This is a genomic window from Pseudomonas sp. PIC25 (assembly GCF_002286785.1).
In the GTDB taxonomy this organism is placed as follows: Bacteria; Pseudomonadota; Gammaproteobacteria; order Pseudomonadales; family Pseudomonadaceae; genus Pseudomonas_M.
Genome location: NZ_MUJY01000078.1, coordinates 33833 through 47456 on the forward strand (window position 1 = coordinate 33833; position 13624 = coordinate 47456).

13 protein-coding genes are annotated in these 13624 nt (G+C 63.6%); 7 read left to right on the forward strand and 6 right to left on the reverse strand.

The window, feature by feature from the left end:
• Window positions 1-183: 183 nt before the first annotated feature.
• The 4 genes from metG (at window position 184) to BZL41_RS09620 (ending at window position 4232) form a co-directional block, all read left to right on the forward strand.
• On the forward strand, window positions 184-2226 hold the full coding sequence (gene metG / locus BZL41_RS09605; protein ID WP_095599096.1) for a methionine--tRNA ligase: 2043 nt from the start codon (window positions 184-186) through the stop codon (window positions 2224-2226).
• Between the two features lie 138 nt (window positions 2227-2364).
• On the forward strand, window positions 2365-2685 hold the full coding sequence (locus BZL41_RS09610) for a hypothetical protein (RefSeq protein WP_095599086.1): 321 nt from the start codon (window positions 2365-2367) through the stop codon (window positions 2683-2685).
• Window positions 2685-3803, forward strand: coding sequence for a glutathionylspermidine synthase family protein (locus BZL41_RS09615; protein ID WP_095599087.1), 1119 nt, complete (start codon window positions 2685-2687; stop codon window positions 3801-3803). The genes BZL41_RS09610 and BZL41_RS09615 overlap by 1 nt, the downstream gene beginning before the upstream one ends.
• A gap of 30 nt (window positions 3804-3833) precedes the next feature.
• Entirely contained in the window at window positions 3834-4232 is a 399-nt protein-coding gene (locus tag BZL41_RS09620) for a DUF350 domain-containing protein (RefSeq protein WP_095599088.1), read from the forward strand.
• Window positions 4233-4237: 5 nt separating this feature from the next.
• Here BZL41_RS09620 and BZL41_RS09625 read toward each other — a convergent pair whose 3' ends face one another.
• The 6 genes from BZL41_RS09625 to BZL41_RS09650 are packed head-to-tail and all read right to left on the reverse strand — an operon-like array spanning window position 4238 to window position 10418.
• Window positions 4238-4750 (reverse strand): GspH/FimT family pseudopilin, encoded by a 513-nt coding sequence (locus BZL41_RS09625; RefSeq protein WP_095599089.1) that lies wholly within the window; start codon window positions 4748-4750, stop codon window positions 4238-4240.
• A gap of 11 nt (window positions 4751-4761) precedes the next feature.
• Window positions 4762-7794, reverse strand: coding sequence for a pilus assembly protein (locus BZL41_RS09630; RefSeq protein WP_095599097.1), 3033 nt, complete (start codon window positions 7792-7794; stop codon window positions 4762-4764).
• A gap of 23 nt (window positions 7795-7817) precedes the next feature.
• The gene (locus BZL41_RS09635; protein WP_095599090.1) at window positions 7818-8300 is read right to left on the reverse strand and encodes a PilX N-terminal domain-containing pilus assembly protein; all 483 of its coding nucleotides are present in this window, start codon (window positions 8298-8300) and stop codon (window positions 7818-7820) included.
• On the reverse strand, window positions 8297-9397 hold the full coding sequence (locus BZL41_RS09640; protein WP_095599091.1) for a PilW family protein: 1101 nt from the start codon (window positions 9395-9397) through the stop codon (window positions 8297-8299). Before BZL41_RS09640 ends, BZL41_RS09635 begins: the two co-directional genes overlap by 4 nt.
• Complete coding sequence (gene pilV, locus BZL41_RS09645) at window positions 9394-9945, reverse strand: type IV pilus modification protein PilV (protein ID WP_095599092.1); 552 nt, start codon at window positions 9943-9945, stop codon at window positions 9394-9396. The genes BZL41_RS09640 and pilV overlap by 4 nt, the downstream gene beginning before the upstream one ends.
• 5 nt (window positions 9946-9950) lie before the next feature.
• Window positions 9951-10418 (reverse strand): type IV pilin protein, encoded by a 468-nt coding sequence (locus BZL41_RS09650; protein WP_095599093.1) that lies wholly within the window; start codon window positions 10416-10418, stop codon window positions 9951-9953.
• A gap of 181 nt (window positions 10419-10599) precedes the next feature.
• On the opposite strand from BZL41_RS09650, the gene rsxA reads away from it, so the two are divergent.
• From rsxA to rsxC, 3 genes are all read left to right on the forward strand, one after another.
• Window positions 10600-11184, forward strand: a complete 585-nt coding sequence (rsxA, locus tag BZL41_RS09655) for an electron transport complex subunit RsxA (RefSeq protein ID WP_084338229.1) — start codon at window positions 10600-10602, stop codon at window positions 11182-11184.
• Complete coding sequence (rsxB, locus tag BZL41_RS09660) at window positions 11181-11753, forward strand: electron transport complex subunit RsxB (RefSeq protein ID WP_095599094.1); 573 nt, start codon at window positions 11181-11183, stop codon at window positions 11751-11753. Before rsxA ends, rsxB begins: the two co-directional genes overlap by 4 nt.
• On the forward strand, window positions 11750-13624 hold a 1875-nt coding region (rsxC, locus tag BZL41_RS09665; RefSeq protein WP_095599095.1), incomplete at its 3' end, for an electron transport complex subunit RsxC. The genes rsxB and rsxC, both read left to right, overlap by 4 nt.

The window sequence follows — 13624 nt, forward strand, 5'->3', positions numbered from 1 at the left end:
TCCGGAAGGTTGAGCGAAACAGGCGGTTATCCTACCCGAAAGCTACAAGGTGAGTGGCCGCCCCCTGCGAGCTCAAGCGTTCCGACCTGCAGGTTTTGCTCTTTCCTGTCGCTGGTAGCTTGATACTTGCAGCTTCCTTTATAGTTGCGGACTTCCCTCGTGTTACCAGTGCAGCCGATCACCATGTCCGAAGCCCGCAAGATTCTCGTCACCAGCGCCCTGCCCTACGCCAACGGTTCGATCCACCTGGGTCACATGCTGGAATACATCCAGACCGACATGTGGGTGCGCTTCCAGAAGCTGCGCGGCAACCAGTGCATCTATGTCTGCGCCGATGACGCCCACGGCTCCGCGATCATGCTGCGCGCCGAAAAGGAAGGCATCACCCCGGAGCAACTGATCGCCAACGTCAAGGCCGAGCACACCGCCGACTTCGCCGACTTCCTGGTTGGCTTCGACAACTACCATTCCACTCATTCGGATGAGAACCGCGAGCTGTCGAGCGCCATCTACCTGAAGCTGCGCGACGCCGGCCATATCGCCACCCGTGCCGTGACCCAGTATTTCGACCCCGAGAAGGGCATGTTCCTCGCCGATCGCTTCATCAAGGGCACCTGCCCGAAATGTGGCGCCGAGGACCAGTACGGCGACAACTGCGAGAAATGCGGCGCTACCTACGCCCCCACCGAGCTGAAGAATCCCAAGTCCGCGATCTCCGGCGCCACGCCGGTGTTGAAGGAATCCCAGCACTTCTTCTTCAAGCTGCCGGATTTCGAGGCCATGCTGAAAAGCTGGACCCGCAGCGGCACCCTGCAGGACGCGGTGGCGAACAAGATCGCCGAATGGCTCGACAGCGGCCTGCAGGAATGGGACATCAGCCGCGACGCCCCCTACTTCGGCTTCGAGATTCCCGGCGAGCCGGGCAAATACTTCTACGTCTGGCTGGACGCGCCGATCGGCTACATGGCCAGCTTCAAGAACCTCTGCGACCGCACGCCTGATCTGGACTTCGATGCCTTCTGGGGTAAGGACTCCAGCGCCGAGCTGTACCATTTCATCGGCAAGGACATCGTCAACTTCCACGCGCTGTTCTGGCCGGCCATGCTCGAAGGCGCCGGCTACCGCAAGCCGACCGGCGTGAACGTGCACGGCTACCTGACCGTCAACGGGCAGAAGATGTCCAAGTCGCGCGGCACTTTCATCAAGGCGCGCACCTACCTGGACCACCTGAATCCCGAGTACCTGCGCTATTACTACGCGGCCAAGCTCGGCCGCGGCGTGGACGACCTCGACCTCAACCTCGAAGACTTCGTGCAGAAGGTCAACTCGGACCTGGTGGGCAAGGTGGTCAACATCGCCAGCCGCTGCGCCGGGTTCATTCACAAAGGCAACGCCGGTGTGCTGGTGGGCGGCAACGTCGCACCCGAGCTGACCGACGCTTTCCTCGCCGCAGCACCGAGCATTGCCGAAGCCTATGAGGCCCGCGATTTCTCTCGCGCCATGCGCGAGATCATGGCCCTGGCCGACCGCGCCAACGCCTGGATCGCCGACAAGGCGCCTTGGGCCCTGGCCAAGCAGGACGGCAAGCAGGCCGAGGTGCAGGAAATCTGCGCCCTTGGCGTCAACCTGTTCCGCCAGTTGGTGATCTTCCTCAAGCCCGTGTTGCCGAAACTGGCGGAGGCCGCGGAAGCCTTCCTCAACGTCGCCCCGCTGCGCTGGGACGACCATGCGATCCTGCTGGCCAACCACCAGCTGAATGCCTTCACCCCCCTGATGACCCGTATCGAGCCCGCGAAAATCGACGCCATGATCGAAGCCTCCAAAGAAGACCTCGCCGCCACCGAAGCCACCGCCAAACCCGCTGGGAACGGCGAATTGGCGAAAGACCCGCTGGCCGCTGAAATCACCTTCGACACCTTCGCCGCAGTCGACCTGCGCATCGCTCTGATCGAGAAGGCCGAATTCGTCGAGGGCGCCGACAAGCTGCTGCGCCTGTCGCTGGACATCGGCGACGAAAAACGCAACGTCTTCTCCGGCATCAAGAGCGCCTACCCCGACCCGAGCAAGCTGGAGGGCCGCCTGACCCTCTACGTCGCCAACCTCGCCGCGCGCAAGATGAAGTTCGGCGTATCCGAAGGCATGGTCCTCGCCGCCGGCCCCGGCGGCGAAGAAATCTACCTGCTCAGCCCGGACAGCGGCGCCAAGCCGGGGCAGCGTGTGAAGTAACACACCGAAACACGCCCTTCTCCTGCAGTAGATTCCCCGGCCTAGGCGGGCCGGGGCGACTCTTCGAGCCCGAGCCTTGATTTGAACGGCTGGCGCTCCGTCGCGCATGGACACCGACGCCAAGGACGACACTTCGTCATGAAGAAATCCACTCTGGTCATCAACACGTTGCTGACAGGCGGCGTGCTCACGGCTCTGCTCCACCACAACGCGGTTTACCGCGACAATTACGCCAGCCAAGAGGATTGCCTCGCCGACTGGAACCAGAATCCAGCCAACTGCGAGGCGAGCAGCGGCTCTGGTACAGCGGGGGGTTCTGGTGGCGGCTTCTACCGCGGCCCCACTTACGAAGAGGGAAGCCGGCCGACTACACCGCAGCAGCAGCGTGTAGCCTTCCGTGAGATGGTCAAGCGCAGCGGCTTCGGCAGTTCCGGCGCACGCTTTTCCGGAGGCGGCTGATGCGATGCCTGCCCAGCCAACCACGGCCGCACTGGCGCGAACAGTGTGAGTCCCTGGGTTTCACCTTCCACAGCATCGATGGACGCTACTGGGACGAAACCAAGGCCTATCGCTTCACACTGGCGCAGATCGAACATCTGGAAGCCGTTACCGAAGACGTCCACCAGCGCTGCCTGGAGGCCATCGACTGGATCATCCGAGAAGAGCACTTCGCGCCCTTCGGCCTTTCGCCCAGCGCGATCCAACTGGTTCAACGCTCCTGGCGCCGCAAGGAGCCAAGCCTGTACGGACGTTTCGATTTTTCCTGGAACGGCAGCGGCGAGCCCAAGCTGCTGGAGTACAACGCCGATACACCAACCGGCCTGCTCGAAGCCAGCGTAATCCAGTGGTATTGGCTACAGGATTGCCAACCGGACGCCGACCAGTTCAACTCGCTGCATGAAAAGCTGATCGCGCGCTGGCGGCAGATCGCACCGCGCCAGCCGATGTACTTCACCGCCTTGCAAGGCCATGAAGAGGATACCGGCAACCTGCTCTACCTGCTGGATACCGCGCACCAGGCCGGTCTGACAACACGCTACCTCCCCATCGAACGAGTCGGCTTCAGCGCCCTGCAGCAGCGTTTCGTCGATGAAAACGATCATCCCATCGAGCACTGTTTCAAGCTTTACCCGTGGGAATGGTTGATCGAGGAAGAGTTCGGCCGGCATATCGCGGCCAGCGAGATCCGCTTCCTCGAGCCAGCCTGGAAGCTGCTGCTGTCATGCAAGGCGATCCTGCCGATCCTCTGGCAGTTGTTCCCCGAGCATCCGAATCTGCTACCCGCCAGCTTCACCGATAACCTGTACGGCGCCTATGTGCGAAAGCCGCTCTACTCACGGGAAGGCAGCAACATCCAGATTGTTGCCCCAGGCATCGACGAACGGAGCGACGGGCCCTACCGGGAAGAAGCCAGCATCTACCAGGCCTTCGCTCCGCTCCCGCGTTTCGGCGACAGTCACACCGTAATCGGCAGTTGGGTCGTCGGCGATGCCGCCGCCGGGATCGGTATCCGTGAGGACTCCAGCCTGATCACTCGGGACAGCAGCCGCTTCATCCCGCACTTCTTTATCGAATGACCGCACATCGCGTTGACAAGGAACGCCGCCATGACCCTGCTTCAGACCCTACCGAACTTTTTCCTCTACCTGTCCAGCGCACTGGCGCTGTTCTGCCTGTTCATCGGCCTTTACATCCGGCTGACGCCCTACCATGAACTGGAACTGATCCGCCAAGGTAACGCCGCCGCTGCCTGCGCTCTGCTGGGGACCGCCCTGGGCTTCGTGCTACCACTGGCCAGCAGCATCGCCCATAGTGCCAGCCTGCGCGACATGCTGGTCTGGGGCGGCATCGCCATGCTGGTGCAGGGGCTCGTCTTCCTCGGCAGTGCGCGCCTGATACCGGAACTGAAGCAGGGAATCGTCGAAGGCAAGGTCGCCCACGGAATATTCCTGGGCGGCTGCGCCCTGTGCGTCGGTATCGTCAACGCCGCCTGCCTGGTGTACTGATTCGATCACGAACAACTCCCCGCACTCGTCTTGGCGACAGTCGTCCGGCCGGTCGCCGAGACGGTGACCACGCGCTCCTGGCTTCCCGTTGGCGACGAGCGGCATACGGTGATGGTTGCCTGAGTGGAGCCGAAGCCGCTGGGTTGGAAGGTGAGGCTATTGGTGGTGGAGGACAGCAGATAGCCGGACGCAGCCGATTGTTCGCGACGGATGACGGTAGTGCCGGCGAGGACGATCCAGCCCTGTTCCCAACCGCCGCTGGTGGTGCAACTGGTGCCGTTGGCGGATTTGCACAGGGTGACGGTGGTTCTGCGCTTCATGGCTTCGCTCTTGGCCAGTTGGGCACTCACGACAAGGCTGTTGCTGTAGGTGCGCAGGCGGTTGCTCAGGACGAAACTGTCGAACGCCGGCACGGCGATGCCCGCCAGGATGGCCAACACCGCCATTGCCACCAGCAGTTCGACGAGGGTGAAGCCCCGGCAATTCGCGACTCGGATCGCAGGCTGGTGCGTGCCCATGGCGCTTTTCCTCATTCCTCGACGTTCCAGTAGACCCGCGCCGTCGGCTGTATGACCGAGAGCTGCTTGACGTCGGGGCTACCCTCCAGCGCCGATTCCGGATTGGCGCCGATGATGAACGGCCGCGTGGTCCCATCGTCCAGGGTCACCATGCCCGCCACTGGCGACGGCGGCAGCCCGTCCCCAGCAAGATCCAGATAACGCTGGCCATCCACGCCTTCGGCGGTGAGGTAGTTGACGTTGTAGACCCGCGCTTCGCCCAAGCTGGCACAGACCCCGGAGGTAGGTACCGAGGGCTGGTGGGTGCTGAAGGTCACCTGGCCGAACACGGTGATGGCCGAGGTGACCACCTGCTCGGTGGGGCTCAGCGCCAGGTACCAGCCCTTCTTCTGCGACAACTGGGTGTTCGTCGGGGTGGCACTGCCGCTGATGGCCAGGAGGGAATTCAGGCACAGGCGCGAGGCACCGCAGTTGGTGGCCTCGCTGGTGAGCCAACTGGCATCGCCCGGACGATCTTTCAGCATGAAGAAGTAATTGGTGACGCTGGTCGCGCTGGTGTAGTTGGACACCGGCTTCTCGCGATCCCCCGAGCCAAGCAGCAGGATATAGCCCGAGGTATCCGCCACCACATCCGGAGCGAACATGAACTTGCGGTTGGCCGTGCAGCTCGCCCCGCTACCGCAACCCAGTGCGGCGATACGGGTGATGGTCCAGTTGGCCGGCGCGTTCGTCCCCATGGTAATGCGATAGACATTGCCGCCCAAATCGGCGGTGTAGGCATAGAGCGCCAGGCCATTGCTGCCGGGCACGATGGTCATGTCCGCCACCACGCTGCGCTCGGTGTCGAAGGTCCTGAGCAGCTCACCGGTATCGGCGTCCATCACGTAGATCTTGTTGCCCTTGGTCGAGCTGGTGCAGGTGTTGGGGTCGGCATCCTCGCAGGTGTCGTAGCCGCCGCCCAGCATCAGGATCGGCGCCGTGCCCGCACCATAACCGGCGGCCTTGAAGAGTTTCGGTGTGGACCAGGTCTGGCCGATTCCGCTGAAACCGGTGGAGCAGCCCGTATCGCTGACCGTGCCGGAGGCTGGGAAGTTGGAGGGGCAACCCCTCTTCCACTTGAGCGAAGGCGAATCGGGGTTGCTCACGTTGAACGCGTACAGCGCCCGTCCACCGCGGCGCATGGTGGCGTAGATCCAGGCGGTATTGCCGTCCTTGTAGGCCGCGACGGGTCCGTCCATGCCATAGGATTTCGCCTGAGGCGTTGGCGTCCCGGTGGTGTGCCCGGGGTAGCTGATGGTGACAGTGTTGTCGTACAGCCGCTTGAGCGAGCCGTAGAATTCCGGCGGTATGAACGACCAGAGCTCCTGCCCGGCAAGGTAGTTGCCGAAGTTCGCCGCACGATTGCCATTCACCGCGCGCAGGGCCCCGTCGTTTCCACCATAGAACACCACCACCCGGGGCGAACTGTCGGTGCCGTAGTTGATCGCCACCGGCCGCGAGTGCACCACATCGCCGTGCACCGATGGCCGTACCTCGGCGGTGCCATCCCTGCCGTTCTCGTCTTTCAGGTCCTGTCCCCGCGACCAGTTGATCAGGTTGTCACGCTCGGTCGCGCTGCCAACGCCCAACAGGCTTTGGGTAATCGCGGTATTGGCAGTGTTGAACGAGGTCAACGCAGTGCAGGAACCGAAGGTGGGAGAACAGGTATGGACCGTGCGGGAGCTGTCGCGGCGCAGCATGTAGGCCTGGGCGCCTTTCTCGACGATGTTGCCGTCCGGGTAGTTGGAGGCATCCGAACCCGCCACGGCCAGGCATTCGCCTCGGGGGCTGAACGACCAGTAATTGTCCGTCGCAGTAGGCGTCCAGAAACTGCGCGCACACTCGGCGATGAATCCGCGTTCGGCATTGATCGCCCGATTGTTGTCGGCGTCCAGCAGTCTCAGGTCTCCGCTGACCAGCCCGAGCTTGTACTGCTTCAGGTTGCCGAACCAACGCGGAAAGGAATCCTCGTCCGGACGGAACATGCCGACGAACACCTGGTTGAGGTAGGTGCCCTGGGTATTGACGCTGACTGGCAGGCTCACCGAGGCGAAGGCACTGTTGGTCGACTGAATCTCGGAAAAAATCGTCGCCAGCGCATCGGCGATCTGCGAGCCGCTGCTGGCCACGTCGAAGTATTTGCCACTGCTGACCCGGGCGACGCTCTGCAGCAGCGCCGTCCAGCCGGGCCCCTGGCCGGAGGTGACCTTATTGATGTCGATGGTGTAGGTGGTGATCGCCTCGGGGCTCTTCTTCATGAAGCGCGCCCACTCGTCAGCGACGTTACCCTGCGAGCCGCTGGGCGAAATCGGAATGGTGGTCGTCGAGCCACCCAGCCGCTCCAGCGCCGCCGTCGCCTGCTCGATATCGCTGGAGTTGTCCTGGGCGGCACCGTTGCTGATGTAGATGACGTAGTTCTTGGCGCAGCCAGACACGATAGGGTTGTTATAGGTGGTGGCCGTCTTGCTGGACAGTGCGTTTCCGCTCAGGGCATAGATGGCGTCGGAAGCGCTACTGATGCCCCGGTTGCCGGTGAAGTCCGTCTTCGCCTTGTTGTTGCCGGCATGCGGCGTGCCACCGGAAAAGTACAGGTAGGCCTCTTCCATGGCCTTGCTGATCTTGCCGCCGTTGGATTTGTCGGCGTTCTTGTCCAGGCTGCGCACGAGGTTCTGCATCAGCACTTTGTTGGCAGCGGTCAGCGGCCGGATCGCCGCCCGCAGGTAGGCACCGTCGTTACCCGCGTTCGCGCCGCCGCTCTCGGTGAAGAGCATCAGTCCCAGGCGAAACTTGTCGGCCGGCAAGGCGTCCACCACCGAGACGAGCGCGGCGATCTCGTTGTCGAACGGGGTGCTCCAGTTCGCCGTGTTGTCGAGGATGATCAGCACGTTGGGCGCGCCCGTCGCGTTGGGCGGAGTGCCCAGGAACAGGTCGATGTCCTCCGCCTGCGACAATCCGGATAACCCGGCTGCCATGGCCAATAGCACCATGCGAATGTACGACCTCATAACACGCACCTCATCGAGCCCATTCAGGGGCATACCGCATTTTTCTGGGCGTCGGAGAGCAAGACGCGAACGCCGGAGCGCACTCGTACCGAAGCCCCGCTGGCTGGATCGTCCACCGTCGCGACCATCTCCCAGATGGTGTTCCAGGTGGAGTTGGACATACCCACCAGGGTCAGGCTGCTCGGTGCCGTGGCACTCGCCAGGCTGGCCCGGACGCATTCCGGCCGGGACACCTGCACGACGTAGTCCGTCCGGTCGTCCCGGTTCAGGTCAACATTGACGGCCTGCGCCACCGGCGCCGTAGTGAACGCCGAGCCCACCACCTGCTCGATCGCCACGTCGGCAGCCGACAGCGCTTCGCTGCGCCACTGCTGGTTGCCCACCACCTCCAGGTTGGTGGTGCTCTGGGTGAAGGCGGACGACACCATCAGGGTCAGCAGCAGCAACATGATCAGCGCAATGATCAGCGCCATCCCTTGCTGCTTGGGGGGTGCCTTGGCGTTCATGGGGTTTCCCTCCTGCCGGAGACGTTTACCAGGCGGACGGTGCTGGAATAGACGTGGCGCTGGAAACCATCGGTGAACGCACCGAAGGTTTCCCCCGCCAACGAGTAGGTCTTGGTGCTGCTGTAGCCCGGAGTGGATTGCAGGTTGCGCACCAGCAGATAGACCTTGACCACCACCGTGTCCACCAGTTGGGCGAGGCTGCACGGGGTGGCCGAGCGGCACGTAGTGTCGGCGGCGCCGTCGCCCCGGTTGGTGGCGGAGACCTTGTTCTCGGTATCCGCCCAAGCGATTGCCGCCGCGTAGTTCACCGCCGCGCCGGAATCGCTGAGGTTGTCGACGCCGAACTCGAAGCGCATGGCCTCGACCCCTTCGATCAACGGCTCCGCCGCCTGCTGGACGAGTACCCCGCCTTGCAGGTCGAAGCGAGAGCGCATCAAGGTCGGGATGCCGTCGCCCGGCGTCACCGCATAGGTGCGCAGGTAATAGATGTGGTTGACGTACTGGCGCTTCTCCGCCAGCGTCGAGCAATCGCGCTTGTGCAGGGAAAAGCCCGTGGTATCGAGCCGGTAGCGGCTTTCGCCTTCGCAGCCGGAGGTCTGCCAGTAGAGCTTGCCGGCGGTATCCGCCTCGCAGTTGCCCACGCCCGCCACGCAGGTTTGCACATGTCGGACCACCAGCACGTCGCTGTTGGGTACCTTGTCGGGAAGCTGCGCGGTGCAGCCGGACGGCACGCTGGCATAGAGTTGCACAGGCACGCCGATCAGGTTGGTGCGATGCGCCGTGTCCCAGGAAGCGTAGTCGGCGCAGGGCGCAGGAATGGCCGTCGGATAGTCGCCCGGGATACCGGTCGCAACCAAGTCGTCGAACTCGGGGATATAGCCATTCCAAAAGCCGGCATGCATCAGGTCGTCACGCAGCACCTTGATCGCCAGCCGGCCGTTTTCCATTTGCGTGTTGGTCTTGGCCATTTCCGTATTGGTACGGCTCATGTCCAGGTACAGCGTCAGAATCGCGGCGGTCAGGATCAGGGCGATAGTCATGGCCACCATCAGCTCGATCAGGCCGAAACCACGCTGCACTCGATTCGACGGGCTCATAGCGGGGCGATCCGGACAAGGGTGGTGACCACGCGTCGGCAGCGGTCATCGGTGCATTGGCTGCCAGTGCCGCCGTCGTAGAGGTTCCGTCCGCAGGTGGTGCCGGCTACCGGAGCGCTCAGCGGCGCCATCCCCTGCCAGGCCACCGTGATCAGGTACTGGCCGCTACCGAGCGATTCCACGCAACCGCGCCCGCCGATCATCGCGCCGACCCGGCTGGTCCCGCTGCTCTCCGCGGCCCCCTGCAAGGCTTCGCACCACTCCTTGGCATCGCGTTGATGCTGGGTGGCCGTGGCGGTGGGACAGGTCATGCCCGCACCGAGGGGGTTGGCGCTGCCGGTTACATAGCTGGCCGCCGCGTTGCGATTGGCGGCGAGCCGGTTGGCCATGTCGTCGAGCAGGAGCAACGCCTGCGAACGCTGGTAGGCTTCCATCTCGGATTGCTGCAGGCGGGTCTGCAACCCCATCACCCCGAGCAGGCCGATGGCCAGGATCACCATGGTGACCAGCACCTCGACGAGGCTGACGCCCGTTTGCCGACCGTTCATGGGCGTCACCACTTATCCGCGGGCGTCTTCACCCCTTCGCTGTTCAGGGTGAGATTGCCGTCGCTGGCCTGGCTGCCGATGGCAGTGAAGGTGATGGTGAACGAGGGCACCGTGCCGGTGCCGACGGAAATCGCATACTCGTAATTACGACTGACTTCGGACGGCAGGCGATAACCGCTGGCCTCGAGCGCAGTCTTGTCGGCATAGGCCCGGTTGGCGAGAAGGAACTGCTTCTCCCGATTGGCAATGTCCATCATCTGCGCCTGGGCCGCGACCCGGTTACCGCGAATGACATATTGCCGATAGCTGGGCCAGGCGATGGAAGCCAGAATACCGATGATGGCGACCACCACCATCAGTTCGATGAGGGTAAAACCGCGCGTCCGTTGATACGCCACACTCTTTCTCCATGGGAGGCTGATTGCGCCGTTGTCACCGTCCACGCTGGTCAGGCCCGCCGACAGGTCGGGCATACCATCACTGGTATAGGCAATATCAAAATGCCATTAAAACTAAGATTTAGCTAGTCAGACTGTAGGACAATCTTTTCGCGTCATTTAGTCGCAGCATAGTTCCAATTGCAGCGACCCAAGCAGTTCCCGATAATAGGCGCCCCTTTTTTCAGGCCTTTCCAGCCGCGACGGTGCTCCACGCATGACCGAACTCGCCCTGATCATGGTTAGCGCCATATTGGTCAACAACTTCGTGCTGGTTCAGTTCCTTGGACTCTGCCCGTTCATGGGCGTTTCGAAGAAAATCGAGACGGCCATCGGCCTGTCGCTGGCGACCACCTTCGTACTGACGCTGGCGGCCATGTGCAGCTACCTGGTACAGCAGTACGTGCTCAAGCCGCTGGACCTGGAGTTCCTGCGTACCATCAGCTTCATCCTGGTCATCGCCGTAGTCGTTCAGTTCACCGAGATGGTGGTGAACAAGACCAGTCCCTTGCTCTACCGCGTGCTCGGCATCTTCCTGCCGCTGATCACCACCAACTGCATCGTGCTCGGCGTCGCGCTGCTGAACGCCAACAAGGCCGAATTCACCTTCATCACCGCCACCGCCAACGGTTTCGCCGCCGGCCTGGGCTTTTCCCTGGTACTGGTGCTGTTCGCCGCCATGCGCGAGCGCATCGCCATCGCCGATGTGCCCAAGTCGTTCCAGGGCGCGGCCATCGGCATGGTCACCGCCGGCCTGATGTCGCTGGCCTTCATGGGCTTCACGGGGTTGATCAAGCTATGAGCCTGGTCGTCGTCGCCATCCTCGCCCTGCTCGCACTGTGCCTGGTGTGCGGGGCGATCCTCGGGTTCGCCGCGGTGCGCTTCCGCGTCGAGGGCGACCCCATCGCCGAACAGATCAACGCCTTGCTGCCGCAGACCCAGTGCGGCCAGTGCGGCTATCCGGGTTGCAAGCCCTACGCCGAGGCCATCGCCAACGGCGACAAGATCAACAAGTGCCCACCGGGCGGCGAGGCCACCATCCAGGCCCTGGCCGACCTGCTCGATGTCGAGCCGGAACCGCTGGACGCGGCCGAAGAAGTCCCGCCGCGCGTGGCCTACATCCGCGAAGCCGAGTGTATCGGCTGCACCAAGTGCATTCAGGCCTGCCCGGTGGACGCCATCGTCGGCGCGGCACGGCAGATGCACACGGTGATCGTCTCCGAGTGCACCGGCTGCGACCTCTGCGTGGAGCCCTGCCCGGTGGATTGCATCGACATGATCGAGGTGGGCAGTAACGTGCAAAGCTGGAAATGGGACCTGCCGCTGGCCCCGGGACAACTGATCGCCAGCGACCGGGAGCAGGCCGCATGACGTCGTTGAAAGTCTGGGATATCCACGGCGGCATCCATCCGGCGGAACGCAAGACCCTCTCCAACCGCACGCCGATCCAGCCGGCTCCTTTGCCCAAGCGCCTGATCCTGCCGCTCGGCCAGCACATCGGCAGCCCCGCCGAACCCTGCGTCGCGCTGGGCGAGCGAGTCCTCAAGGGCCAGAAGATCGCCGAGGCGAGCAGCTTCGTCAGCGCCCCGATGCATGCCCCGACCTCCGGGGTGGTCAGCTTCATCGGTCCGCAGCCCTACCCGCACGTATCCGGCATGCCCGCCGCCGCCATTGTCATCGACAGCGACGGCCTCGACGAATGGGTCGAGTTGGCCCCCTGCGCCGACTACCGCAGCCTGGAACCCTCGGCCCTGCTCGAGCGCATCCGCCAGGCGGGCATCGCCGGCCTCGGCGGCGCCGGCTTCCCCACCGCGGTGAAACTGACGGCGCGGCCACAGCAGAAAATCCACACGCTGATCATCAACGGCACCGAGTGCGAACCCTACATCACCGCCGATGACCTGCTGATGCGCGAGAAGGCTGCCGAACTGATCGCCGGCATCGAGATTCTCGCCCACCTGATCCAGCCCGCCGAGGTGCTGATCGGCATCGAAGACAACAAGCCGGAGGCCATCGCGGCGGTGCGTGCAGCCATCGGCGAGCGGCCGTTCAGCGTGCGGGTGTTCCCGACCAAGTACCCGTCCGGCGGCGAGAAGCAACTGATCCAGATCCTCACCGGCAAGGAAGTTCCCTCAGGCGGCCTGCCGGCGGACATCGGCATGCTCTGCCAGAACGTCGGCACCTGCGTCGCCATCCATGACGCCGTCCTGCTCGGCCGACCACTGATTTCGCGGATTACCACGCTGACCGGCGAGGCTCTGGCGCGGCCGATGAACGTGGAAGCGCTGATCGGCACACCGGTGGGCGAGCTGCTGGCGTTCGCCGGTCTCGATTCGTCGAAGCTCAACCGCCTGATCATGGGTGGGCCGATGATGGGCTTCACTCTGCCATCCATGGACGTACCGCTGGTGAAGACCAGCAACTGTCTGCTCGCCAGCACGGCTACCGAACTGCCGCCGCCGCCTCCGGCGCTGCCGTGCATCCGCTGCGGCGAATGCGCCGAAGCCTGCCCAGCCAGCCTGTTGCCCCAGCAATTGCACTTCTTTGCCCTAGGTCAGGATCACGAGCAGCTCAAGGCCTACAACCTGTTCGACTGCATCGAGTGCGGCGCCTGTGCCTACGTGTGCCCATCGAACATCCCGCTGGTGCAGTACTACCGCGCCGCCAAGGGCGAGATTCGCGAGCTGGAGCAGAAGCAGCAGAAGGCCGAACACTCCAAGCAGCGCTTCGAGCTGCGCCAGGAGCGCTTGCGCCGCGCCGAAGAACAGAAGGAAGCCGAGCGCAAGGCGCGCGCCGAAAAAGCCGCACGGGCCAAAGCCCTGCAGGCGGAAAGCGCCTCGGTGCCCAGCCAGGAAGCCCCGGCCACGGGCGTCCCGGCGCAGAAAGCCGGCGGGCTCAGCGACGAACAGAAGAAACTGAAGATCGAGGCCAGCATGGCCCAGGTCGCCCTGAAAAAGGCCGAAAAACAACTGGCCACCCACGACACGCCGGAGCTGCAAGCCCAAGTCGCCGAACTGCGCGCCGCCGCCGAAGCGGCGCAGAAGGCCCTGGATGCCGCCCTCGCCGCCGCACCACCACCCAGCACAGCGGCTTCGCCCGCCAAGTCGGCCGACGATGCCGCATTGAAGAAGGCCAAGATCGATGCCGCCATGCTCAAGGCGCAGATCCGCAAGGCCGAAAAGATCGAAGCACCTAGCGCCGAGCAGCAGGCCGAGCTGGAGCAGTTGCGCAGCCAACTCGCC